Source organism: Acidicapsa dinghuensis (genome assembly GCF_025685685.1).
GTDB classification, from domain to species: domain Bacteria; phylum Acidobacteriota; class Terriglobia; order Terriglobales; family Acidobacteriaceae; genus Acidicapsa; species Acidicapsa dinghuensis.
In genome coordinates, this window is the sequence record NZ_JAGSYH010000010.1 from 25,972 (window position 1) to 50,056 (window position 24,085).

Genomic DNA, 24,085 nt, shown 5'->3' on the forward strand with positions numbered 1-24,085 from the left:
TGTGCGTGTCTCCGTGGTAGGCTTGTGTCGCTTCAAAAGCGGAGGCGGGTATGGGATTTGCTCTGCGAGCTGCGATCGGCGGCTTTTTGCTCATGATCTCTGGCACTGCTCCGCTGTGCTGGGCACTGCAGAATCAGCCGGGAAATTCCACCATCCGCACGACGACGCATCTGGTGCAGTTCGGAATGATCGTACGAGACAGGAATGGCGCGGTCAGGAATCTCACGAAAGACGATTTTGTTGTTAAGGATCGCGGCAAGATCCAGCCAATCAATGTCTTCTCGGTTGATGTGTCGGGCACAACCGCGCAATCGGCGCAGCCGCTGCCGCCGAATACCTATTCCGATATAGCTGGTTACGGTACGGAGAAGCCTAGAAGCGTCACGATTGTTCTGCTGGACAATTTGAATGCTCTGTTTGGTGCGGCGCCGGAGCCTTATGAGCGGACTCCGCGATGGCTTGAGGAGCATGCTCTCACGAATGCGAAACAGCATCTCATGGAGTTTTTGCGGACGATGGATCCGAGCGATCGCATTGCGATCTATGGCCTGACCGACAGGCTGCGCGTGCTGTGCGATTTTACCTGCAACCGGGATCAGCTACTGGCGGTAGTAGGCAAATATGATGCGAGCGCAATGACGGCGCGCGGCGCGGTAGAGCCTGGGTCAGTCCATGTGCCGGAGATGCTCGATCCTGACTCAGCTCACCTGGGGGCTCCTATCGCAGAGGCAGGACAAGAGCTAGCAGGTTTCAAGAATCAAGATCGCGCGCAGTTGACGATGGAGGCGATTGCGGCAATCACGGAGCATGTCGCGGACATTCCCGGCCGAAAGAATCTGCTCTGGTTGACGTCAAATCTTCCTTTTTCAGGAGAAGCAATTGCACGTGTGCTGGCGCGCGGCAATGTAGTGGCTTATCCACTGGATGCGCGCGGTCTTCTGCCGCGAAGCCCCGTCGTCACGATGGAGGATGCAAATGAGGATGACTACGCCATGGGCCGAGTGGGTGGACTTATGGGTGCCGATTCGGGACCGACCGGCATTGGGACGATGCAGGAGATGGCGGCGGATACGGGTGGTCACGCATTCGTCAATACCAACGATCTGACCAGCGCTATTCGCAGTGCGATTGAAGATTCTGCGGTGACGTATACGCTGGGCTTTTATCTACCGGAGAGTGATGTTGATGGGAAATTTCACAAGATTGCGGTGCAGGTGAAGCAAGCGGGATTGAGTGTGACCGCTCCGCGCGGGTACTTTGCGGACAAGGATACGGATGCAACGGAGAGCGAAACACGCAGCGCGTTTATCGCTGCGATAAGGAGCCCGCTGGACGCGGCGGCGTTGCCACTGGTGGTGAGGATGGAGCGCCAGGATAAGGCGGCGCAGAATTCAGTGGAGATTGTCGGGTCGGTTGGTTTGAAGAGTGTGCAGGTACATCAGGAGGGCAGTTTTCGGAAAGGCACGCTGGATATTTACACGATCGAGCAGGATGCGACAGGGAAGGTTCTGCATCAGGGGAATGAGCGGCTCAATCTTAAGCTTACCGAGCAGCAATATATTTCATATTTGCAATCGGGGATTCTATTTCACCAGGTTTTACAACCGCAGCAGGATACAAAGGTCTTGCGGGTGCTGGTGCAGGACCACGGGTCGGCGAGGGTTGGTAGTGTGATTATTCCGTTTGCGCATGTGAAGTGAGTTTGCTGTGGCTCGCGGAAGATGTACTTGTGATCGAGACGTTAGCTCTACCGACTATTATGCACCGGGCTCGCCATCGCAAGGAATCGTTGTTGATCGCTTTGGATCGACGCGTGGAGGAGGGCCGTGTAGCTCTACTTCCCAAAACTCGAAGGGAGGAAGCACTTCGTAACTTCGGTCAATATAGCGGCGCAACCACTGCGCTGCGCGACGTTCTGCGTACTTTGCATTTACTACAACACCATTGTCATCGAGCTCAATAACGTTCGCAAAGATCGCGTAGAGCTGCTCCATAGCGCTTGCATCTTTCAGAAGTATGGAACGGTAGTCGATGCCCTCTAAAATGCGATAACCAACTGTTCCGTTGGCTATCCAAAACGAAAATGTTCTCAGAGCTCCTGAAAATGAACCGCCTAGCTTCTTCATAGTTATCCTCCGCAAGTTTACAGGATCATCATTTGTCGAGTACCCGCCGAACCGATCTTCATTCGCGACCGCTGTGGTGCGGCCATCTACAATGGTTGCGGCGGGCTGGTTTGCGCCGTTTTAAGGAGAGATACGCATGATTATTGGAGTGCCGAAGGAGATTAAGGACCACGAGGCGCGCGTTGGCGTGACGCCGGCAGGTGCGAAGGCGCTTGTAGAGGCTGGGCATGTGGTGCTGGTGGAGACGCATGCGGGGACGCAGTCTGGGTTTCCGGATCATGAGTATCAGGATGCGGGCGCGGAGATTGTTGGCGAGGCCGGCAACGTTTGGGCCAACGCCGAAACGGTTGTGAAGGTGAAGGAGCCGGTCGAGAAGGAGTATGTCTTCTTTCGCGAGGGGCTGGTGCTGTTTACCTATCTGCATCTGGCTCCGTTGCCGGAGTTAACTAATAGGCTGCTCGAAAAAAAGGTTATCGGCATTGCGTATGAGACTGTGCGCGACCGTGCGAATACGCTGCCGTTGCTGACGCCGATGAGCGAGGTAGCGGGGCGGATGAGTGTGCAGGTGGGCGCTTCGTATCTGGAGAAAGAAAAGGGTGGCCGCGGGATTCTGCTGGGGGGCGTTCCGGGTGTGCCTCCGGCGAATGTGTGCGTGATTGGCGGCGGCATTGTAGGCACGAATGCAGCGAAGATCGCGGTGGGCATGGGCGCTCATGTGACGCTGGTGGATGTGAATCTGAACCGGCTGCGGGAACTGGATGATCTGTTTCTGGGAAGGCTGCACACGCTGGCCTCGAACAGTTACAACGTGGGGCGGGCAACGCGCGAGGCCGATCTGGTGATTGGCGGAGTGCTGATTCCGGGAGCGACGGCACCGAAGATTGTGACGCATGCGATGGTGAGCAAGATGAAGAAGGGCGCGGTGATTGTGGATGTGGCGATCGATCAGGGAGGATGTGTAGAAACGGCGCGTCCAACATCGCACTCCGATCCGTCTTATGTTGTAGATGGAGTTGTTCACTACTGCGTAACGAATATGCCGGGGGCGGTGCCGCATACTTCGACGCTGGCGCTGACGAATGCGACGTTTCCGTATCTGATGCGGATTGCGAATCTGGGCGCGACGGAAGCATTGAAGGCGGATGCGGGGTTGGCCGAAGGGCTGAATGTGTGGAAGGGACAATTGACGCATCGTGGCGTGGCGGAGTCGCAGGGACGAGAATGGGTGGCACCTGCTTCGGTCCTCAACTAGACGTGCGTGAAAGAACGATGATGGTGAGTAGATGAATTATCAGGCGATCAGTTTGACAAAGAAGTTTGGACTGTTCTCAGAGCAGTGGACTCCCAAGGTGATTGCCGAGATGAACGACTATCAGTTCAAGATTGTGAAGCTCCAAGGTGACTTCGTGTGGCACGATCACAAGGACACCGACGAGACATTTTTTGTGATCGATGGTGAGCTGCGCATCGATTTTCGCGATGGCGCGGTGCGTATCGGGCCGGGCGAAATGTTCGTGGTGCCAAAGGGTGTCGAGCACAAGCCTTATGCGGAGCGTGAGGTAAAGCTTATGCTGATTGAGCCGCGGGGGGTAGTGAATACAGGCGAAGCCGGCGGCGAACGAACGGCGCAGAATGATGTCTGGATTTGAATTCCGATGCGAAAAGCCAGATATGAAGCTCTTCTCAGTGCTTAGAACGAAAAAGTAAGTTAATCCTCTCAGGGAGACGATATGGAACGGCGTAAGTTCATAGCTGCATCACTTGCTACTTCTGCTTTGGCTCTGGGACGTCGGGCTGAGGCTCAGGCCGCTGCAAAACCGGGTTCGATTGCGGGGCGCGAGTTTTACCAGATTCGGCGATACAAACTTTTCAATGGGCAGCAGACGAAGCTGACCTCGGAGTATTTCGAGCATGCGTTGGTGCCCGCGTTGACGAGGCTTGGGCTGGGACCGATTGGCGTATTTTCGCTGACGTTTGGATTGGAGACGCCGACCGATATCGTTGTGATTCCGGGCCCGTCGGTAGAGGCGCTGACTACGGTGGATCTGCATCTGAACGAGGATGCGGAGTTTCAGAAAGCCGCGGAGCCGTGGTGGAGCGCTCCGGCGAGTCAGCCATCGTTTCAGCGTGTTGAGAGTGCGCTGTATATCGCGTTTGAGGGGTGGCCGAAGCTTACACCTCCCGAGGCTTCGGCGACGAAGGGTAAGCGGATTTTCCAGATGCGCACGTACGAAAGCCCGAGCTACCGCGACCATGTGGTGAAGGTGGATATGTTTCACCATGGTGAGTTTGATTTCTTTAAATCAGCAGGTCTGCATTCGGTGTTTTATGGCGATATGCTGGTGGGTCCGCGGATGCCTTGCTTGACGTACATGCTGAGCATGGATTCGCTGGAGCAGTTGAACGACAAGTGGGCTGCGTTTGGGAATAATCCCGATTGGAAGAAGCTGTCGGCCGATCCGCGCTATGGGTTTGAGCCTACGGTTAGCAATATCGACAACCTGGTGCTCGCGCCGCTGGGGATGTCGCAGATTTAGGGACCAGGGAATGCAAACCGAGCATATATAAAGGGCAGCCCAGGGCTGCCCTTTATATATGCAGGCGGCTACCATGTGTCTCCGCCGCTGGGTGGAGGCCAGTTATTGAAGAGCTGGCGCAAGAGAACGATGCGGCCTAAGTGGTAGGCGTTGTGGGAGGCGAGGCTTTCCAACTGTTCGCGGATGGTCATGTCGGGGGCGCGGCGCTGGGGGTTGGTAGGGCAGTGAACGATGTGGTCAAGGTTTATGACGTCGTCTGCGATGGCGGCGGCTTTCACGGCTCCGGTAAGGAAGCGGCTGCGGACTTGATCCCATGGCTCGGCGGTGTCGGACGGAAAGCCGGCTCCCGCGTGTTCAGGATGAGGAACCGGATTGCCTTGCACCCATTCGATGCTAATGTCCTGCCAGAAGGCAAGATGCCAGACCTCTTCATATATGCTGCGCGGCGAGCCCGCGGGTTTGGCGTGCGCGATGGAATCAGGGATGGCTTCGAGGACATTGGCAGGTGATGCGAAAGCGCTGTTGCCGTTGAGGGCGCGTGCGAGCTCGGTCATGCGGATAGTGTACGTGGAGGTTGACGCATGAGCGAGACGGCTGATGGAGAAAGTAAGCAGGGCCTATAATCTCGGCATGTCGGTTTTTAGCAGCTCGCGGCAGCGAACGATCGCATTTCTGGCAGCGGGCGCGTTTGCCGTTGCGGCGTTGCTGGCGATGCTGCAGGCGTTTAATTTGAGCCAGTATCTGTCGCCGCGATCTCCGAGCGACATTCTTGTTTTTGCCGCGACCTCGGTGATTGTTTTCCTGGTGCTGCTGGCGTTTCTGGTGCTGCTGATCCGAAACATTCTGAAGTTGTTTGCAGATCAACGCAGCAGCGCGCTGGGCTCGCGACTGCGGACACGGATGGTGCTGGGTGCGGCTCTGATTGCGCTGGCTCCGGCCGCGTTCATGTTTCTTTTCAGCTTCGGGTTGTTGAATCGTTCGGTGGATCGATGGTTTTCGCAGCCGACGGCGGAGCTGCGTGAGAACTCGACTCGAGTGGTGCTGGAGCTGGCGCTCTATGCTGCATCCAATGCTCGGCTGGAAGCGGAAGCGATTGTTGCATCAGGGTTGGTGGATGGCGACGCGGCGACAGCCAATGCAGAGATTCATTCACGCCGGATTACCCTGGAGGGTGGGTTTGTTGCTTTGTATGGAGCGGACAAGCAAGAGATAGTCCTCTACCAGGTGCCTGCGAACAGTGCGAATCTGAGCATGCTGCCATTGCTTGATGACGGCAAGACCAGCGCAATTCCGCTGCAGGGCACGGTGATGCAGGGACTGCTTGCCGCTGCCCAGCGCACAGATGGGCCGATACTGACTGTGGATACGGGGCAGGAACGGCGCGAGTATGCGATGGGTATTGCGGCGACTCCAACGGGGCGGCTGGTGGTGGTTGGGCTGCCCATGCCGCAGGGATTAAGCCAGACGGCCAATCAGATCCGGATCGGCGCAACTCAGTACTGGGCGTTGTTCAGGTCGCGCTATACGATTCGTACCACGTATTTCTTCATGCTGCTGCTGATTACGACGCTGGTGTTTTTTTCAAGTATGTGGCTGGCGTTGTACTTGTCGAAGCAGATTACGCGCCCGGTGGAAGCGCTGGCGGATGCGATGGATGAGATCGCCGACGGCAAGCTGGAGCGGCGGGTGGGGATTGAGACCAGCGGTGAGATGGCCGAGCTGATCAGGGCGTTCAACCACATGGCTCAGGATCTGGAGTCGGCGCGGCACATGGCTGAGAGTTCGCGAGAACAGCTCTCGACAGTCAATCAGGCTGTAGAACAACGCCGGCGGGAGTTGGAAACAATTCTGGACACGATTCCCAGTGGCGTGGTGACGCTGGATAAGCATGGCGCTATTTTGCTGGCAAATCGCGCGTTTGCGTCATTGGCGGGGAAAAGCGAAGAGAGCGATCTGAGCGGAAGAAAGATTGAGTCGCTGTTTCCGGCAGACTGCAGTGACGATCTGGCGCGGGTGATTCGCAGAAGCTATCGCATGGGCGCGGCGTCGACCGAGATTGAGACACATGGCGGCGGGCGCGTGATGCACCTGGCGGTGACAAGCGCACGGCTGGAGTTGGGAGCGGGGCAGGGCGCGGTGCTGGTGGTGGAAGATACTTCAGAATTACTGCGAGCGCAGCGGCAGTTGGCATGGAAGGAAGTGGCGCAGCGCGTCGCGCATGAAATTAAGAATCCACTGACGCCGATTGCGCTTTCAGCAGAACGGATTGGAAAGCATTTGGACCGGCCTACAGAGGACTCGCCCGGGGTGATTCGCAAATGCGGCGAAGTGATTCTCAGCTGCGTGGCGACGCTGCGCACTCTGGTAGATCAGTTTGCAGCGTTGGCGCAGTTTCCGGCTCCTCAGCCGCGACCATCGGATATGAACGATATTGTGGATAGCGCGCTGGAGATGTTCTCCGGGCGGCTTGAAGGGACAACGATCCGGAGGAAGCTCGAGCCGGATTTGCCGATGGTGATGGCTGATCCGGATGCGGTGAAGCGGGCGCTTGCGAACCTTATCGACAATGCGGCAGAGGCAATGCAGGCGAGCCTGCTGCGTGTTCTGACGGTGGAGACAGGGTTGAGTGAGGACGGAGCGGCGGTGGAAGTGAGTGTGTGCGACACGGGGTATGGACTGACAGATGAGATTCGCGAGCGACTGTTTCTGCCGTTTTATTCGACCAAGCAGCGTGGCACGGGACTCGGGCTGTCGATTGCAGCGAAGATTGCCCAGGAGCATCACGGCTCGATACGAGCTGAAGCGAATTCGCCGCAAGGGGCTCGGTTTATTTTGAGCCTGCCGGTGACAGATGGACTGGGCGGCAGTGGAAAGTTTGGAGTGGATTCAGGTGTGGAAGGCCATGTAATTCCAGTTGAGCCGAGTGCGGTGCAGTAGACGGAACAGAAATAAGCAGCGGGGGATTCGCAGAGAATGTTGACTGAAAAGTGGATGGGACGCGAACGGCTGGTTCGTGTGGTACTGGTGTGTGTGCTGGCGATGAGCGGCGCACTTGCATGGGCACAGCAACCGCTGCAATACGAGCGCAACGTTCCGATGCGGACGAGAGATGGCGTGGTGCTGCGTGCGGATGTCTACCGTCCTTTGACCGGAGGAACACATCCGGTGCTGCTGCAGCGGACTCCTTACAACAAAGATGGCGGCGTGCAGTTTGCGCTGGAGGCTGTCGATCGCGGATACATGGTGGTGATCCAGGATGTGCGTGGGCGCTATGCATCGGACGGGGACTGGTATCCGTTTAAGAACGAGATGAACGATGGGTACGACGCGGTGGAGTGGGCAGCGGGACTGCCGGGGTCAAATGGCAAGGTGGGCATGTGGGGCGGCTCTTATGTAGGCGCGACGCAGATGCTGGCGGCGGTAACGCATCCACCGCATCTTGCCGGGATATGTCCTGTGGTGACGGCGAGCAACTATCACGAGAACTGGACATACCAAGGCGGAGCGTTTGAGCAGTGGTTTAACGAGTCATGGACTTCAGGGCTGTCGCAGGACACGCTGGATCGGAAGATACGGCGCGAGTCAAAGCCCGCGGATGATGTGAATGTACTGCCGCTGACGCAGTATCCAGTGCTGCAGTCGAAGATGCAGACGGGATCAGTGGAGACTTCGCGGGAACTGGCTCCCTATTTCGAAGACTGGGCGAAGCACACCGAATACGACGACTACTGGAAGCAGTGGGCGATTGCGGAGCGGTATGGCGAGATTCGCGTACCTGCGCTTACGGTGGCTGCGTGGTACGACATCTTCCAGGGCGGGTCAGTCAGGAACTATATGGGAATGCGGGATCACGCGGGCACGGAAGAAGCTCGCAACGGACAGAGGCTGCTGATCGTGATTGGTGGACACGCAGGCGGCGGCCGGAAGATTGGCGCTGTCGATTTTGGCGATGCTGCTGCGGAGTATGACGAAGGCAAGGTGACGCTGGATTGGTACGACTACCTGTTGCAGGGCAAGCAGAATGAGTTTGCGCGGCCGGACCGGGTGAAGCTGTTTGTGATGGGCGACAACAAGTGGCGATGGGAGAAGGATTGGCCGCTGGAGCGCGCGAAGGAGACGAAGTTTTATCTGCACTCCGATGGGAAGGCAAACAGCTCTGCTGGAGATGGCAAGTTGTCGTTGACAGAGGCTGCCAAGGAAACAGCGGATAGCTTTGTGTATGATCCGGCGAAGCCTGTGCCCACGACGGGAGGGCCGCTGTGCTGTGGGCCGTTTAATGGAATGCTGGGACCGCAGAACCAAAGCACGGTAGAAGATCGCAAGGATGTGCTGGTGTATACGACGGCGCCACTCGATCATGATGTAGAAGTAACGGGTCAGGTGAAACTGGAGCTGTATGCAAAGTCATCTGCTGTGGATACGGACTTCACGGGGAAGCTAGTGGATGTAGGACCGGATGGTTTTGCTAAGAACCTCACTGAGGGAATCTTGCGTGCGAAGTATCGCGAATCGACGCTTGGTGCGGCAGAGTTGATGAAGCCCGGCGAAGTTTACAAGTTCGAGATCGATTTGTGGTCAACGAGCAATGTGTTCAAGAAGGGGCACTCGATACGGCTAGAGGTTTCGAGCAGCAACTTTCCTAGGTTTGATCGCAATCTGAATACTGGGAAGAGCGCGAGTGAAAGCGCCGCGATGGTGAAGGCTACGAATACGATTCTGCATGACGCAGCGCATGAGTCGGTGCTGGTGTTGCCCATGGTCCCGCAGGAGTAGAAAGCAGTTCGATGAATCACATTTTGATTGTGGATGATGAGGCGGAGATCCGAGGGTCGCTCGAGGAGATTCTGCGTGAAGAAGAGTATGGCGTAGCCACGGCGGGTACGGCAGCCGAGGCAATGGTGATGGTGCAGGATGCGCCGTACGATGTGGTGTTGCTGGACATCTGGCTTCCGGACCGCGATGGACTGGATGTGTTGGGCGAGATCCATGCACTGCCGGCGGAGTCGCGGCCTGAGGTGGTGATTATCTCGGGGCACGGCACAATTGAGACTGCTGTGAAGGCGACGAAGCTGGGCGCGTATGACTTTCTCGAAAAGCCGTTATCGCTGGATCGCACGCTGATTGTGCTGAAGAATGCCGTGGAGGCGCGGCGGCTCAGGCGCGACAATCTGGAGTTTAAGCGGCAGTTTTCGCTTGGGAGCGTACTGACAGGCGAGAGCGTGCCTGCGAAGGCGCTGCGGCAGCAGATACGGCTGATGGCTCCGACCAATGGGCGCGTGCTGATTTATGGCGAATCGGGCACGGGCAAAGAGCTGATTGCGCGTGCGATTCATGCGGAGAGTGAGCGGCGCGACTCGGTGTTTGTGGAGCTGAATTGCGCTGCGATTCCAGAAACGCATATTGAGGCGGAGTTATTTGGATATAGGCATGGGGCTTTTCCGAGTGGAGGAGTCGTGACGGCTCAGGGTGCTCCGCCGGAAAAGCGTGGCGTACTGGAGCGCGCGGATGGCGGGACGTTGTTTCTGGATGAAGTGGGCGACATGAGCTTGAAGACGCAGGCGAAGGTATTGTCTGCGCTGGACGAGCAGTTGTTTACTCCGGTGGGTGGGACGCAGCCGATTCGCGTGGATGTGCGGGTGATTGCGGCCACGAATAAGAGTCTTGAAGAGGAGATCACGAAGGGTAATTTTCGTGAAGATCTGTTTTACCGGTTGAATGTGGTGCCGTTTTCGGTACCTCCTTTGCGCGAGCGCAAGCAGGATATTCCGCTGCTGGTGCGTGAGTTTCTGAAGGAGTTTGGCCGGCAATATGGAAGGCCGCGGATGGAAGTGAGCGAAGAGGCATTGGAGGCGCTGGCGCAGCACACCTGGCCGGGGAATGTGCGTGAGTTGAAGAATCTTGTGGAGCGGGTGCTGATCCTGAATCCGCGGGCGCTGCGGATTGAGAGGAAGCATCTGCCGCCGCTGACGCAGAAGGCTGGTCGCGGGCAGGAGGAGTTCTCGACGCTACAGCAGGCGCGCGATGCGTATGAGCGGGACTACATTTTGAAGAAGATGGAAGAGGCGAAGAGCAATGTGAGCCGCGCGGCGGAGTTGCTGGGCCTGGAGCGGAGCCATCTTTACCGGAAGATGAAGGCGTTGGGGATTGCGGTCAGAGAATAGAGACGTGGCTAGTAGTTAGTTGCTAGTGAATGGCTCAAATTGACTGTGCAGATATCTCAGCTGACTTTGAGCGCAGAAGCCACTTCTGGAGGAAAGACTCTAGCAGGCATATTATCTGTTTGCTTGAATGGTGGAAGGTTCAGATCTTTTGCGCTTGCGCGAAGGTATTGGCGTTTGGTGACCTGCTGATTGTTGATCCAGTACCTGGGATAACCGCGTTTAAGTTTCCCTTGGTTATTCCACTGGCGTTCGATACCGTGTTGCAGGTTTTCCCAGAAGTGATTTTCTGAGTAGATCGTTCCGTCGCCGTCAAAGTTGAACCACCACTCAAAGCCATGGAGCTTTCCATTCCAGAGATAACGGGCTTCGCTAACTCGGATTGAGCCCTTTTCATGAACTTGAATGCGCCAGAGGTCCCATCCAGTTCCGTGTTTCATTGTGAATGTTCCGATTAGCTTGCCATCTATCGACCACTGACGCGCGGTGCCATGTGGCAGGCCTTTCCGGTGAGGCCAAGCGAAAGTGACTTTCAAAATACCGCCGGGTTCGTTGTCAAAGTAATATAGATTCCCGTGTGTGAGCCCGTTGCGGAGAGGTGTTTCAGTCCCCAACATGCCATCATCACGGAAATATCGGTAGCCCATGACTTCACCATTCAGGGTGTATTCGGCTCGCTCCTTGGAACGCGTCGCGATATGCCATGAAAGCACGCGTTCTTCAGCGGATGCGGGGATTGCGGAACGATAATTTTTCACCGATCCAGTCTAGCCTGAAGTTTCTGTGAGGCTTGGAGGTATTACTGCTCAGTAAAAGTGAAATCCATGGGCTGCGGATTGAACTGGATACTTGATGCCAATGAGAAAATGAGGGCATGGCTACTGCTCCCAAGACAGATTTAACAAACGATGGAAATAAGCGCAGAGCGACGAAGCCGCTGTTTGGGCGGTGGGCTTTGGGTTCGCTGATTGCGCTTTGTCTGCTGATTGTTATCGGCGTCATTTTGTTATGGCAGACGAATGGAACAGCGGCAGGTATCGCTTCTTTGCCGAAGAATGGCAAGAGAGCGGCGAGTGCGCAGAAGACGCTGGTGGATGAGAGCCCATGGGATACAGCGAAGACTCTAACCGCGCTTGCGATAACGCAGGAAGAACTTACTTACGCACGCGAGGCGGAGCGGCTGGCCGATCATGATGTAGACCAGGCGTTCGCTGCGGCGCTACGTGCTGCAACTCTGCAGCAGAAGCAGTTGACGGGCGCAGCGCTTGAGGAGCAGCAGCGGGTAAAAGATCTGCAGACTGCTGTTGCTTCGGATCAGCAGTCGGTGCAGCAACTGACACCAAAGGGTGGCAATGATCTGGATGTTGCGAAAGCGCAGCTGGGGCTGGATCAGGATGAGCTATCGGATGCGCAGGAAGATCTGGCGCGGGCCTCGGGCGATCAACGTGGAGAGATTCAACAGGAACTGACGGCGCGCGAGGCTGATATGAAGCGATTCGATGCTTCGCAGGCTACAGGCGAGGCAGCGGTTGTTTCGGTGCATCGCTATCGTACGCTGGCTGGGCTGATTGGAGCGTGGCAGAAACAGAACCAGCGATATTCGCTGCTGGTGCAGGCGAGAGATGCTGCGTCGCAGGCTGTGGCTAAGTTTGGCGCGGAGCATGATGCGTTGGAGAAAGATGCGAAGACTGGAGGCGGCGCGCAAGGGGATATATCCGCTGCGCGCGTGGCTGGATTGAACTGGTTGAGTCTTGAACGGCAGTTGATCAGCATCTACGACGATCGTGTGGATACTGAGCAGAGGCTGGCGTCGATCTACGATAAGTGGGCTACGCAGGTAGAGGTGCAGCACAAAACTGTGCTGCGGCTGATTCTGATTCAGACTATGTGGATCTTTGTGATTGTGATTGCGGCGATTCTGCTGGATGCGGTGATACGGCGCATCACTGAGCATGAATTGCTTGATCCGCGCAGGCTGCGGACGCTGAGCGGCATCTTCCGGCTTGCGATTCAATTGCTGGCGTTCGTGGCGATTTTGCTGGTGATCTTCGGAGCGCCGAGTCAGATTTCGACGGTAATTGGGCTGACAACCGCTGGCCTTACTGTCGCGTTGCAGGACTTCATTCTCGGCTTTGTTGGCTGGTTCATTCTGATGGGCAAGGGCGGCAATGCAGTTGGCGATGTGGTGGAGATTGATGGCGTTGCGGGTGAGGTGGTGGAGATTGGGTTGTTCCGTACGACGCTGCTGGAGACAGGGAACTGGACTGCAAAGGGACATCCGACAGGCAGGCGCGTGGCGTTTAACAACAAATACGCGATCAGTGGAAAGTTCTTTAATTTCACGACTGCCGGGCAGTGGATGTGGGATGAGCTGACGGTGACGATTCCGCTAAATGAAGGCACGCACGATGCGATTGAGCGTGTGCAGACTGCTGTGGCGGCGGCAACTCGTGACGACGCAGAGCAGGCGGATCGCGAGTGGAAGCAGGCTGCGAATTCGCGTGGGCTGACGCAGTTCTCCGCGCAACCTGCGGTGAACCTGAGGCCTTCCGGTGGCGGGGTGGACGTAGTTGTTCGGTATGTCACGAAAGCGACTGAACGATTTGACGAGCGCAACAGGATCAATCAAGGCGTGCTGGATGCGCTGCGCGCAGAGAAAGAGCCCGTAACGAACGAGCAGTGATGCACTGGCGGTGATGCGCGACGCGCTTGGTAAAGGCAACGCGTCGCTGTTACTGACTATCTGGCGACAAGATGAAGCAGGCGAGACTCAGCTGGGCCAAGCAGGAACTGCATCTGGCTTGTGACGTCCTGCTCTGTTCCGGTCCAGAGGTCGGTGGCACGATAGGTTTTCGCGGGGTCGAGGCCGAGGCGCTGAAGATCGACGGTGAGGGTGGCGGGTTTGGTTTCGCTGTAGTTGAAGACGGCGAGGTAAAGGCTGCCGTCTTTTTCTTCGCGTACAAATTCCGGTGAAGCGTGAATGCCGGAGTTACCTTCAACAGGGCGGAAGGCGATGCCGGCGCGGGCCACGTCGAGAACGGCTTTATTGGTCAGAAGCTCTTTTGCACGGGATTGTCCGTAGCCGTCGAGAAGATCATCACTGTCTATGAGCAAGGTTCCGGAGATGACGGTGGCGTTGACGCGCGTGCGTGCCTCGGCAAATGTCTGAATACTGCCTTTGACGGCCTCGCCATGATATGGATCGGTATCGCGAGCGATGACGGTGTGATCGGGATCGTTGAAGTCGTAGAGCGTGCCATTGGCCCACCAACTGTAGGATGCTGCGTTAAGCAGATAATCACTGTCCTGGATGCGGCCGAAGGCGTCGCAGGAGATGCGGCGTGCATGGCCGTAGGCGGGGAAGAGCGGCGCAATGGAGAGGCTGATGAAGAAGGAGCGGCCGATCTTTGCGGGATCGAGGTCGGATTCGATGCGCTTCATGCCGAGGTTATAGGCGGCGACGCCGGTGGCGATGGCGGGATCGTAATGGTGGCCCTCCTGCGCGCCGCAGTTGAGGAAGTCCAGTTTGACTGAGTCGTATCCCCAGGCGACGAATTGCGCGAGTTGCCAATCAATGCGCGCAAGCGTGCCGGGGTTTGTCGGGTCAAGCGGCCGCGCGCCATCGACTTTTGGAAGAGGCTGGCCGTGTGAGTCACGCAGGATGATATCGCTGTAGTGATATTTTCCGTTGGTACCTTCGACCTCTTTGGAGAGATCGTCAGACCAGTAAGAGAACGGCGTGTAGTAGATGCCGGCTTTTTCGCCGAGTGAGTGGACATGCGTGGCTGCGGCGCGGAGATCGGCTTCGCTGAATTTGTTCCAGCCTGAGTCCCAATTGATGTAGGCCGTATTGTTGTTTTGGTAGCCGCGGGGCTCAAGCTGATTGTGAATGAAATCAGCTACGCCCTCGTATTTTTGCATGTCGATTTTTTCGAGATAGGCTGCCCAGCTATTCCAGCCAAAGGGGACGCCGTCTTTCCATGCGAGCGGCGGCTTGATGCGCGCGTTTTCGCGGCCATAGGCTTCGAGTCCATTGCGCCAGTCGGTGAAGTATCCGACGAGGATGGTGGGCGACTTAATGTCGGTTCCTGAGACGAGACCGTGCGGCTCGGCATCGTGCGACCAGTGACCGGTGGCTCCGCCGTAGACCTCGAGCTGCTGGATGCGACTATTCGAGATATTGCGCGCGAGGATGCCGGTCTTCCAGAGATCGTGCGTGATGGAACCCAGAACCAGGCCATGACGTGAACCATTGTCAAAGATGGCGGTGACTTCGTAGCTGTCGGGGTCTTTCGCTGGATCGATGGGTTCGTTGTAGTGGACCCACATGTCGTTGTCGAAGGGGACGAAAAGGACGGTGGGCTTGCTTGCGCCTTGAATATCTGCGCTGCCGTTGGTTGCGAGGACGAGCGGTGAGATGTGGCGCGTGCCGACGGGATGAGTGGCGAGGACTTCGAGGTCTGTAAGGATATAGGGCTGGCCGTCCGGAAGGCTGATGTGCTGAATGAGAACGGGCGCGCCTTTGAGGCCGAAGTGGCGGATGGTGAGTTCGTCTGGATGGGCGCTAGGCTCGATCTGATGTTTTGGGAAATCGGTGGTGGCGAAGTGCTTACCGTCGCTGAGTTCGACGGAAGCGGCGAATGGGCCGATATCAGCGCTGGACCAATGCGCGGTGCATGAGCCATTGTGCGTGTCGCAGCTGAGCGTGAGCTGATTGTTACGGAGGACAGGTGCGTCGGCGGCGAGGCAGAGACGTACAGCCCCAAGGCAAGCAAGAAGAGCGAAACAGCAATGCAGGAGGCGGGAGTAAGTCATGGGTGATCCTCTGAGGCTTAGTGGCTCATGCTCTCTTGAGCGGCGGATCGATCGGTGGTGAGGCCGCTGAAGGAGAGAGCGGTCGAACAAGCAAGTTTACATGAAAAGGTTTACATGCCTGCCAGGGAAATTACAAATCAATTGATCCGAAGGGATGATGAACATAGACTCCCCTTGACATTCGACCTGAAGGACAAGTAGACTCTAGTCGAATGTCGACTAGAGCGCCAAAAGAAGAATTGGAACTATTGCAAGGGACGCTGGATCTGCTGATTCTGCAGACGCTGGCCTTTGGACGCGCACATGGGCACGCGATTGCTCGTACCATCGAACGGCGATCAGAGGAAGTGTTGCAAGTTGGGCATGGGTCGTTGTATCCGGCGTTGCAAAGGCTTTTGAAGCTCGGTCTGATCCAGGCAGAGGATGGAATCTCTGAGAACAACCGCAAGGCTCGCTTCTACCGGCTAACCGCGAAAGGACGCAAGCGGCTGTATGTCGAGACCTCGCGTTGGGAGAAGTTGTCCAACGCGATAGCGCGGATTCTGTCACCACTGCCGGAAGAAGGCCGGTAGAGAAGGGACAATTGGATGTTTGGATGGGCCCGTCAAAGACGTCAATTGGTAGATGAGATCGAAGAGCACATTGCGCTTGAGACACAGGAGAACATCGACGCGGGCATGAGCCCGGATGAGGCGCGCCGCGCGGCGCAGCGGAAGTTCGGTAATGTGCCGCTGGCGCTGGAGCGATCGGGCGAGATATGGGGGTGGTACTGGCTGGAGAGGATTGTCCAGGATGTGCAATACGCTCTCCGCGGCCTTGGAAATGCGCGTGGTTATACCGTTACGCTGATATTGACGCTCGCGCTCGGAATGGGCGCCGTGGCTACGATACTGGCGATTGTGGACTCGGTGCTGCTGAGGCCGGTGAGCCTGCCTGAGTCGAAGCAACTGATGCTGTTGTATGCGGAGGGACGGCGTGAAGGGACAGGGGTTTCGTCGTATGCGCTTTCATATAAACAGATCGATGCGCTGCGGCGTTATGTATCTTCGTTTGCAGGCGTAGGGGCATACAACACGCTTGTGCGCCCTGTGGATACGAAGAGCGGCACGAAGATGTCGGTTGTGACAGAGGTGAGCACAGACCTGTTTGCGACGCTGGGTGTGAAAACCAGGCTGGGGCGGCTGTTTGTTGCCGGGGATGCCAAGGAGCAGGTGGCGCTGGTGAGCGACGAGTTCTGGCGCGATGAGCTGCAGGGCGATTCGAAGACAATTGGATTGGCGATCCGGGTCTCAGGAAAAATGGTGACGGTCGTGGGCGTGCTGCCTGCGAATATGCGCTTTCCGCAGGGAACGGCGGAGCCAACGGTTTATGTGCCGATTTCGCTGAATGCGCAGGGCGCAGATGACTACATGATGGATTCAGGGTCCACGATTGTGCGGATCAGGCAGGGGGTCTCAAAGGAGACGGCGCTCGAAAATACGCAGCAGATTTTCGCTCACTCCGACGAGAAGAATGCAGCGATGCATAACCAGTTGCGGATGGTTTCGTATCGCGAGTATTTGACGGGGGATGTGCAGAAGCCGTTGTGGGCTCTGCTGGGTGCGGTAGCTGTGCTGCTGCTGATTGCATGCGCCAACGCTGCGAATCTGCAGATCGGCCGCGCGGCGAGCCGCATGCCGGAGATGGAAGTGAGGATGGCGCTGGGCGCGAGCTATCGACGGCTGCTGCAACAGTTGATCACGGAGAACATTCTCGTTTCGCTGGTGAGCGCGGCGCTTGGGAGCCTGGCGGCGTGGATTGCGGTGCTGCTTACCCGGCGCGCCTACGGCGGGCAGTTTGCGCGCTTTGATGAGCTTTCGGTACATCCCCCGTTGCTCTGTGCTGTTGCGCTTCTGGCGATCGTGGTGGGTACGGCGGCGGCGTGTGGTCCGCTGCTGAGTATCAGGCGGCAGAGGGTGGCGCGGGGAGCGGCGAAGAACGTTACGCGGCGATCGAAGCTGCCGGCGATCCTGGTGGCTCTGCAGGTTGGGCTCACCTGCGTGCTGCTGATGGTGAGCGGGTTATTCCTGCGGACCTTCCGCTCGCTGGAGAATGTGAAGCCGGGGTTCGATCCGCATGATGTTACGACGCTGGTGTTGATGCCGAAGGATCAGCATCAAGACGCACAGATCTCGCGCGAGACCGAGACGCGGCTGCTGCATCGGTTTGAGTCGCTGGCGGGCGTCGAGTCGGTGACGATGCAGACGGCACTTCCTTTTTCGAGCTACAACTTCGTGCTGGATGGAACGACAGAGGTCGTTGGGCGTCCTTTTCACGACGGAGAGACAGCGCACTACAGCATGGTGAGTACAGATTTTGTACGAACGAGCGGCATTCATCTGTTGCAGGGGCGCAGCTTTACGCAGAGCGACGAGAGCGGCGGGACACTTGTGGTGTTGGTGAACGAGGCGTTTGTGCACAAGTATCTCGCTGGCCGCGACGCGGTGGGTGCGACGATTCATTTTCATCGCAATCCCGGCGAGACGGATGCGGATATTCCTTTTGCGCAGATGATGACGGTCGTCGGCGTGGTGGAGAACGAATTGGAGGGCGGCGATCTGGGAGCACCATATCAGCCGATGGTGTATATCGACTATCTGCATTTGCCGAAGGAGTCGCTGTTGAGCATGGTCTTCAGCATGATGGCGCAGTATGCGGTGCGATCGAAGCTGCCGGAGTCGACGATTGCCGCTGAACTGCGGTCGGCGGTAAAGCAGGAAGCTCCGGAGATGGCGGAGATGACACTAAGGCCGATGGAGCAGGGCATCGCCGATTCATTGAAGCAAAGGCGGCTAGCGCTGCGGTTGGTTGGAGGATTTGGTGCGGTGGCGTTGTTGCTTTCGGCGGTGGGGATGTATGGTGTGCTGGCGTATTCGGTGACGCTGCGGCGGCGTGAGATTGGGATTCGCATGGCCCTTGGTTCTTCGCGGACGCGTGTAACCGGGCTGGTGATGAGACAGGCTGGTGCAATGGTATTGTTTGGCTTAATTCCCGGCATTGCAGGAGCATGGGCAGCAGGCTACGCGGTGCGGTCATTCCTGTTTGGAGTGAAGACTCTCGATCCGGTAACCCTTGCTGGCGTTGCGCTGGTGCTGGTGGCTGTCGCAACAGCGGCGGCGTTTATGCCTGCGCTTCATGCGGCAATGGTTGATCCGATGGAGACGCTGCGGGCAGAGTGATGGCGTCCGCAGCGTTGTACGTGTTGGGGTCCGTTAGTTGGCGTCGATGGGGACGATGGCGGACTCGTTGATGCCGGCCTGGGGGTTCACTTGGAAATCCCATACGTTGGCGTTCATATCTTTTGAGTCCAGGATTTCGACCAACGCGTATTCGCCGATGGTGAGCGGCTCGGTGGGGGTGAGCTTGAGCCAGTACTTGCCGGGCAGGATTTCGACTTTAGTAGGGATGACGTTGTCCTGCTGCGTGATCTGGCCGGTGGGGCTTACCTTGACGGTGCCTACAATGCGGACGTCTCTGCGCGAGTCGACATGCACGATGGCAAAACCGCTGTTGGGCGATGTTGCGCCGCGCTTGCCGTGGGCGTAGGTCGATGCGCCCTTGGTATCGACAGTCATGGCGTGACCGATGACCTGGTTTTCAGCGGTTTTGCGATTGTCAGGGTCGTCGAGCGAGAGATAGAGGACAGGCTCATTGACGTGGAGGTGAACTTTGGCTGCTGGGCCTTCCAACTCGACGCGAGCCATCTGGCTCTGTAGCGGGAGCACGCTGCGGAGACCGTGCTGGCGTGACATCTGAAGGTCACCCGTGGAAGGGACAAGTTCGACGAGCTGCGGCTCGCCCTGGTAGGTATCGAGAACGAAAACACCATCCTGATCAGGAAGGTTAAGGCCCCGGGCGACCTCGGGCATGCGGTCTTTATTGGCGGCGCGCTCGGCGGCTTCTTCCTTGTCGATTTCGCGGGCTTCTTCGACTGCCGGGGAATCGGCCTCTACGGCGGCTTGAGCTGCCTGCTGTTCCCATTTCTTGGTGGCGGGCCAGTCTACAAGATCGTAGGGCAGTTCTTCCCAGTCGCCGGAGCGTTCGACTGAGATGTAGCGAACACGATCGCCGATAACCTCGTACTTCCGAACGACCTGATAAGTGCCGTCCTTGAGAATGAGGCGATGATTGACCTGGACGCCAGGGACGTCCGGTTTGAGCGGAAGCTGCTTGCTCTGTTCGTGCTGGTCGGTGGATTGCGCGAGAGCCGGAGTCTCAAGAGAGAGGGCAGCCGTCAAAACAGAGAGGGTTCCGAGCAGGCACGCGCGAGAAAACGCGGCGGCGAACGGGCGTCGCGAACTGGATTTACGGGACATCGCCGACAGTTTAGACGATGGACGGGCCGGTAGGTCGCGTGAATGGTGCGAAGCCGTTCCGTTTGATACTGCGAACGTTCCAGATTGAGAGTGAAATAGTCATATTCTGGTAAAGTAGGCGTAAGGGATGAAACAGAGTACACAGCAGCAAAAGCAGGCATTTACGGGACGCAGCGCTAGTTTACGGCGCGTCACGACGATCGCCTGCCTGCTGTTGCTGACGCTACTGGCCTTTGTGCAGGTGGCACATGTACATCCAACGGCGGCAGATGCCGATCATTGCCCGATTTGCGTGGTGATGCATTCTGCGGCTCCTGTAGCCGCGGTTGCGGCGGCCATTATTGTGGTTCACGCGTCGGAGCCGCTGGTGGTGCAGGAGATGGCATCCGTGGTTCGTCCTTGGCACTGCACCCTGTTCAATCGTCCGCCTCCTCAGGCCCGCCAGCTATAGACGATGCATGCGGCAGTTAAGTCTGGCCGCGGCAAATTGTTTCCTGCAGTTGAACTTATGTATGTGGTTCGTGGGCCCGATCTTCTGGATCGCTTAGTCACACGAAAACGAATCGCTACAACAGAAGATCCTGCAACTTCATTCGGGAAACATTAAACCGGCAAAGGTATCAAGCCGGTCTCTCCGCCAGATGGCAATGGAGGTTTTATGGCTCGTTTTTGCGGCCGTTATTTTCGCAATATTTTGGTTTTCCTTTGTGTACTGGCAGTTGCCGGCGTTTGTGCGATGGCGCAATCAGGGACGAATTCAGGCACGATTGCAGGCACGGTGACGGACAGCAGCGGGGCCCTTGTGCCGGGCGCGACGGTGACGATCCGGAATCCGGTGAGCGGCTACGAGAGGACAGCTAAAACCGACAACCAAGGACAGTACCGTTTTGCTAACCTGCCGTTCAATCCGTATCACATTGAAATCAAGGCGCAGGGCTTCAACGGGTATCACCATGATGTGAACGTGAATTCACCGGTGGTGATCAATGAGACAGATGCTTTGCAGATTGGTACGGCGGCGACGACGGTCACTGTGGATTCGGGCGATCTGGTGGAGAACGATTCGACCGTACACACGGACGTGGATCGCGGGCTGATGGAGAAGATTCCGCTGGAGAGTCAATCGTCGGGATTGAGCTCGCTGGTGACGGAGACCTCGCCGGGTGTTTCGTCGGACTCGAACGGGCAGATTCACGGGCTTGGCGATCATGCTTCGAACACGTTTTCGATCGACGGGCAGGATATTTCGGATCAGCAGAGCAAGGTGTTTTCAAACCAGTTGCCGCAGAACTCGGTGCAGTCGGTCGAGGTGATTTCCGGCGCGCCGCCGGCGGAGTTTGGCGGTAAGACGAGCCTCATTATCCAGGTGACGACACGATCGGGCATGGGGGTAACGAAGCCGACGGGCAGCGTCACGACTTCGTTTGGGAGTTTTGGCACGGCTAGCGGCGGCATTGATCTTAGCTATGGCGGGAATAAGTGGGGCAACTTTATCGAGGTAGATGGGCTGAATACAGGACGTTTCCTCGATCCGCCGGAGTTCAAGGTCTTTCACGCCAAGGGTAACGAGCAGAACGTCTTTGAGCGCGTGGACCGGAGCTTTACCCAGAATGATTCGGTGCATGTGGATTTCAATTACAGCCGCTCGTGGTTTCAGACGCCGAATACATACGACAACCTGAATGTGCAGAATGTGTTGAGTGGAGGCGCGACGCCCGATCCGGTGCTCGGGAGCGTAGGTGACGCAGACCAGCGGTCTCAGATCGGCACGTTCAACATCGCACCGACATATACGCGGGTGATCAACACGGCTTCAGTGTTGAATTTTGGCGCGTTTGTGCGCCGCGATGCTTACAACTATTATCCGAGCAACAATCCGCTGGCTGACAGAGGACCGGCAAATCTGCAGACCTCGTCGATCTCGCAATACCGGACACTGACGAATTCGGGGGCTCATGCAGATTTGTCGTACTCGAAGGGCATACACAATGCGAAGTTTGGAGCGATGTATGCGCAGACTTTTCTGAACGAGAACGACACGCTTGGAATCGTTGATCCCTTGTACAACGCGCCGTGCGTCGATGCAAATGGGAATGCGGTTGCGGGATACGCGAGTCCGGATAATTGTGGAGACAATTTTGCAAATTCGAATTATCTCGCAGTGCTTGGGCCATATGACCTGACGCGCGGCGGCGGACTGTTTGCCTTTGATGGTCATAGCGATGTGAAAGAGCTTGCCCTGTACGCGCAGGATCAGATCACGCTGGGCAACTGGCTGTTTAATTTGGGCTTACGCGAGGATGTTTATAACGGGCTGACGACTGCAAACCAGACTGAACCGCGGCTTGGGCTGTCTTACAAGATCAAGCCGACGAACACGGTGCTGCGGCTGTCGTATGCGCGCACGCTGGAGACTCCGTTCAACGAAAACCTGGTGCTGTCGAGCACGGGCTGCGAAAATGCGGTGCTTTCACCGTTGCTGGCATGTTCCGGAAACTCGCTTGGAACGCTGCGGCCAGGGTTCAAGAATGAGTTTCACGCGGGCTTCCAGCAGGCGTTTGGGAAAAACCTCGTCGTCAGCGGGGATTACATCTGGAAGTACACGCACAACGCGTTTGACTTCAGCGTGCTCGGCAACACGCCGATCACGTTTCCGATCGACTGGCACAACTCGAAGATTCCCGGCCTTGTGCTGCGGGCTGATGTGCCGAACTGGCGTGGGATTTCGGGATATGTTGTGATGTCGTCGGTGGCGGCGCGATTCTTCCCGCCACAGGTGGGTGGCGCGGGAGCGACGGTTGGACAAACCGGCTTGCCATTCCGCATCGATCACGATGAGCGGTATAACGAGACGACGCATGTGCAGTATCAGGCTCCGTGGAAGTGGGGAAATTTCATGACTCCCTGGGTGAGCCTGAACTGGCGCTATGACAGCGGAATGGTGGCTGGTTCAGCGCCGTGCTACAACCTGCTATCGAACGATCCGAACAGCGCTTGCGGAGACACTTCGACGACGCTGGATGGTCAACCCGCCGTGGATCTGAGTCATCTGACCGCGGACGAGGAGTTCCAGGCCGGAATGGTTTGCAACGGCCAACGGGCGACGCCGGGGAATCCATTGCCGGCGGTTTGCCCTGCTTCGGAGTATTCTTCGACGCTGATTCATATTCCAGCGCCGGGAACGGGAGACAACGACAAGGCTCCCCCGCGCGTGGATGGGCGCAGCCTGATTGACGCTTCAGTCGGGCAGGACAACCTGTTTCACGGGGATCGGTATAAGTGGAGCCTGCATCTTTCTGCGGTGAACATCACGAACAAATACGCGCTGTATAACTTCCTGTCGACCTTCAGCGGCACACACTATGTGACGCCGCGGGCATTGACAGCGGAGCTTGGGTTTCATTTCTAGAGAGCCGGGGATTGGGGACCGGTTGGGCAGGCTTTAGGCCTGCCCATTTTCCGTAACAGGATATTTTGCGAGCTGGCTGTGATAGGCGTCGAAGACGTCGTCGCTGAAGCAGGCGAAGGTCACCTGTTCGATGGCTGGATTTGCCTTAAGTGCGTAGAGGGTCTCGCGGACGGCGATTTCGGTAGCTTCGGGGATAGGGTAGCCGTAGATGCCGCAGCTGATGGCGGGGAAGGCGAGAGTGCGGAGATTGTGTTCGCGGACCAGGGCGAAGCAGGAGCGATAGCAGCTTGCGAGCAGATCGGGTTCGCCTTGGCTGCCGCCATTCCAGACTGGGCCGACAGTGTGGATCACGTGACGCGCCGGAAGCCGGTAGCCTTTGGTGATTTTGGCGTGACCGGTTTTGCAGCCATGGAGCAGTCGGCATTCGGCAAGCAGCTCAGGGCCGGCAGCGCGGTGGATAGCTCCGTCTACGCCTCCGCCGCCGAGCAGGGAGCTGTTGGCGGCGTTGACGATGGCGTCTACTGTGAGTCTGGTGATGTCGGTTTTGAGGACGGTGATGCGGTCAGGCATGGGAATTTAACCTCGGCTTTCCACAAGTTTAGCGGCGAACCGGTGAAATCCGGGGCTCATTTGCGGCTTTTCACCTATCCCGGAATCTGTCATACTTGATTGTGCCCACCAGGTA

General features: G+C 57.2%; 18 protein-coding genes. 12 read left to right on the top strand and 6 right to left on the bottom strand.

Going from position 1 to position 24,085, the window contains the following annotated elements; all coding sequences use genetic code 11:
* The first annotated feature begins 50 nt into the window (after positions 1-50).
* Positions 51-1,700, top strand: coding sequence for a VWA domain-containing protein (locus OHL22_RS23160; protein ID WP_263342181.1), 1,650 nt, complete (start codon positions 51-53; stop codon positions 1,698-1,700).
* 57 nt (positions 1,701-1,757) lie between these two features.
* Here OHL22_RS23160 and OHL22_RS23165 read toward each other — a convergent pair whose 3' ends face one another.
* Complete coding sequence (locus tag OHL22_RS23165) at positions 1,758-2,126, bottom strand: DUF7677 family protein (protein ID WP_263342182.1); 369 nt, start codon at positions 2,124-2,126, stop codon at positions 1,758-1,760.
* A 136-nt stretch (positions 2,127-2,262) separates the two neighbouring features.
* On the opposite strand from OHL22_RS23165, the gene ald reads away from it, so the two are divergent.
* The 3 genes from ald to OHL22_RS23180 all read left to right on the top strand — a co-directional run bounded on the left by ald (position 2,263) and on the right by OHL22_RS23180 (position 4,663).
* Complete coding sequence (ald, locus tag OHL22_RS23170) at positions 2,263-3,378, top strand: alanine dehydrogenase (RefSeq protein WP_263342183.1); 1,116 nt, start codon at positions 2,263-2,265, stop codon at positions 3,376-3,378.
* A gap of 52 nt (positions 3,379-3,430) precedes the next feature.
* Positions 3,431-3,775 carry a cupin domain-containing protein gene (locus OHL22_RS23175; protein WP_263342184.1) on the top strand — a complete coding sequence of 115 codons (345 nt, stop codon included), beginning with the start codon at positions 3,431-3,433 and terminating at the stop codon, positions 3,773-3,775.
* 81 nt (positions 3,776-3,856) lie between these two features.
* Positions 3,857-4,663 (top strand): NIPSNAP family protein, encoded by an 807-nt coding sequence (locus OHL22_RS23180; RefSeq protein ID WP_263342185.1) that lies wholly within the window; start codon positions 3,857-3,859, stop codon positions 4,661-4,663.
* Positions 4,664-4,731: 68 nt separating this feature from the next.
* Here OHL22_RS23180 and OHL22_RS23185 read toward each other — a convergent pair whose 3' ends face one another.
* Positions 4,732-5,217 (bottom strand): DinB family protein, encoded by a 486-nt coding sequence (locus OHL22_RS23185; protein ID WP_263342186.1) that lies wholly within the window; start codon positions 5,215-5,217, stop codon positions 4,732-4,734.
* Between the two features lie 43 nt (positions 5,218-5,260).
* Between OHL22_RS23185 and OHL22_RS23190 the strand changes: the two genes are divergently transcribed.
* Genes OHL22_RS23190 through OHL22_RS23200 form a run of 3 tightly spaced genes read left to right on the top strand, consistent with a single transcriptional unit; the run spans position 5,261 to position 10,824 of the window.
* Positions 5,261-7,600: a sensor histidine kinase gene (locus OHL22_RS23190; RefSeq protein ID WP_263342187.1), complete on the top strand. Its 2,340-nt coding sequence runs from the start codon at positions 5,261-5,263 to the stop codon at positions 7,598-7,600.
* A gap of 36 nt (positions 7,601-7,636) precedes the next feature.
* On the top strand, positions 7,637-9,436 hold the full coding sequence (locus OHL22_RS23195; protein ID WP_263342188.1) for a CocE/NonD family hydrolase: 1,800 nt from the start codon (positions 7,637-7,639) through the stop codon (positions 9,434-9,436).
* A gap of 11 nt (positions 9,437-9,447) precedes the next feature.
* The gene (locus OHL22_RS23200) at positions 9,448-10,824 is read left to right on the top strand and encodes a sigma-54-dependent transcriptional regulator (protein ID WP_263342189.1); all 1,377 of its coding nucleotides are present in this window, start codon (positions 9,448-9,450) and stop codon (positions 10,822-10,824) included.
* 56 nt (positions 10,825-10,880) lie between these two features.
* Here the strand turns inward: OHL22_RS23200 and OHL22_RS23205 are convergent, their stop codons facing one another.
* On the bottom strand, positions 10,881-11,579 hold the full coding sequence (locus OHL22_RS23205) for a toxin-antitoxin system YwqK family antitoxin (RefSeq protein WP_263342190.1): 699 nt from the start codon (positions 11,577-11,579) through the stop codon (positions 10,881-10,883).
* A 116-nt stretch (positions 11,580-11,695) separates the two neighbouring features.
* Here OHL22_RS23205 and OHL22_RS23210 point away from each other — a divergent pair, with 116 nt between their 5' ends.
* Positions 11,696-13,504 carry a mechanosensitive ion channel family protein gene (locus OHL22_RS23210; protein ID WP_263342191.1) on the top strand — a complete coding sequence of 603 codons (1,809 nt, stop codon included), beginning with the start codon at positions 11,696-11,698 and terminating at the stop codon, positions 13,502-13,504.
* A gap of 56 nt (positions 13,505-13,560) precedes the next feature.
* On the opposite strand, the gene OHL22_RS23215 is transcribed toward OHL22_RS23210, so the two are convergent.
* A complete protein-coding gene (locus tag OHL22_RS23215; RefSeq protein ID WP_263342192.1) occupies positions 13,561-15,636 on the bottom strand; it encodes an alpha-galactosidase in 2,076 nt (691 codons plus the stop codon).
* A gap of 212 nt (positions 15,637-15,848) precedes the next feature.
* Between OHL22_RS23215 and OHL22_RS23220 the strand changes: the two genes are divergently transcribed.
* Both OHL22_RS23220 and OHL22_RS23225 read left to right on the top strand, forming a co-directional pair.
* The gene (locus OHL22_RS23220) at positions 15,849-16,208 is read left to right on the top strand and encodes a PadR family transcriptional regulator (RefSeq protein ID WP_263342193.1); all 360 of its coding nucleotides are present in this window, start codon (positions 15,849-15,851) and stop codon (positions 16,206-16,208) included.
* 15 nt (positions 16,209-16,223) lie between these two features.
* Positions 16,224-18,854 carry an ADOP family duplicated permease gene (locus tag OHL22_RS23225; protein WP_263342194.1) on the top strand — a complete coding sequence of 877 codons (2,631 nt, stop codon included), beginning with the start codon at positions 16,224-16,226 and terminating at the stop codon, positions 18,852-18,854.
* A 33-nt stretch (positions 18,855-18,887) separates the two neighbouring features.
* On the opposite strand, the gene OHL22_RS23230 is transcribed toward OHL22_RS23225, so the two are convergent.
* Entirely contained in the window at positions 18,888-19,913 is a 1,026-nt protein-coding gene (locus OHL22_RS23230; RefSeq protein ID WP_263342195.1) for a hypothetical protein, read from the bottom strand.
* 205 nt (positions 19,914-20,118) lie between these two features.
* Here OHL22_RS23230 and OHL22_RS23235 point away from each other — a divergent pair, with 205 nt between their 5' ends.
* Both OHL22_RS23235 and OHL22_RS23240 read left to right on the top strand, forming a co-directional pair.
* Entirely contained in the window at positions 20,119-20,442 is a 324-nt protein-coding gene (locus tag OHL22_RS23235) for a hypothetical protein (protein ID WP_263342196.1), read from the top strand.
* 207 nt (positions 20,443-20,649) lie between these two features.
* Positions 20,650-23,400, top strand: a complete 2,751-nt coding sequence (locus OHL22_RS23240; RefSeq protein ID WP_263342197.1) for a TonB-dependent receptor — start codon at positions 20,650-20,652, stop codon at positions 23,398-23,400.
* Positions 23,401-23,433: 33 nt separating this feature from the next.
* Here the strand turns inward: OHL22_RS23240 and OHL22_RS23245 are convergent, their stop codons facing one another.
* Positions 23,434-23,970: an O-acetyl-ADP-ribose deacetylase gene (locus OHL22_RS23245; protein WP_263342198.1), complete on the bottom strand. Its 537-nt coding sequence runs from the start codon at positions 23,968-23,970 to the stop codon at positions 23,434-23,436.
* Positions 23,971-24,085 lie beyond the last annotated feature (115 nt).

What these genes read in the sequence shown, in the direction of transcription:
- OHL22_RS23160 (WP_263342181.1), top strand. Translation starts at nt 51, where the DNA reads ATGGGATTTGCTCTGCGAGCTGCGATCGGCGGCTTTTTGCTCATGATC.
- OHL22_RS23165 (WP_263342182.1), bottom strand. Translation starts at nt 2,126, where the DNA reads ATGAAGAAGCTAGGCGGTTCATTTTCAGGAGCTCTGAGAACATTTTCG.
- ald (WP_263342183.1), top strand. Translation starts at nt 2,263, where the DNA reads ATGATTATTGGAGTGCCGAAGGAGATTAAGGACCACGAGGCGCGCGTT.
- OHL22_RS23180 (WP_263342185.1), top strand. Translation starts at nt 3,857, where the DNA reads ATGGAACGGCGTAAGTTCATAGCTGCATCACTTGCTACTTCTGCTTTG.
- OHL22_RS23185 (WP_263342186.1), bottom strand. Translation starts at nt 5,217, where the DNA reads ATGACCGAGCTCGCACGCGCCCTCAACGGCAACAGCGCTTTCGCATCA.
- OHL22_RS23190 (WP_263342187.1), top strand. Translation starts at nt 5,261, where the DNA reads ATGGAGAAAGTAAGCAGGGCCTATAATCTCGGCATGTCGGTTTTTAGC.
- OHL22_RS23195 (WP_263342188.1), top strand. Translation starts at nt 7,637, where the DNA reads ATGTTGACTGAAAAGTGGATGGGACGCGAACGGCTGGTTCGTGTGGTA.
- OHL22_RS23200 (WP_263342189.1), top strand. Translation starts at nt 9,448, where the DNA reads ATGAATCACATTTTGATTGTGGATGATGAGGCGGAGATCCGAGGGTCG.
- OHL22_RS23210 (WP_263342191.1), top strand. Translation starts at nt 11,696, where the DNA reads ATGGCTACTGCTCCCAAGACAGATTTAACAAACGATGGAAATAAGCGC.
- OHL22_RS23215 (WP_263342192.1), bottom strand. Translation starts at nt 15,636, where the DNA reads ATGACTTACTCCCGCCTCCTGCATTGCTGTTTCGCTCTTCTTGCTTGC.
- OHL22_RS23220 (WP_263342193.1), top strand. Translation starts at nt 15,849, where the DNA reads ATGTCGACTAGAGCGCCAAAAGAAGAATTGGAACTATTGCAAGGGACG.
- OHL22_RS23225 (WP_263342194.1), top strand. Translation starts at nt 16,224, where the DNA reads ATGTTTGGATGGGCCCGTCAAAGACGTCAATTGGTAGATGAGATCGAA.
- OHL22_RS23235 (WP_263342196.1), top strand. Translation starts at nt 20,119, where the DNA reads ATGAAACAGAGTACACAGCAGCAAAAGCAGGCATTTACGGGACGCAGC.
- OHL22_RS23240 (WP_263342197.1), top strand. Translation starts at nt 20,650, where the DNA reads ATGGCTCGTTTTTGCGGCCGTTATTTTCGCAATATTTTGGTTTTCCTT.
- OHL22_RS23245 (WP_263342198.1), bottom strand. Translation starts at nt 23,970, where the DNA reads ATGCCTGACCGCATCACCGTCCTCAAAACCGACATCACCAGACTCACA.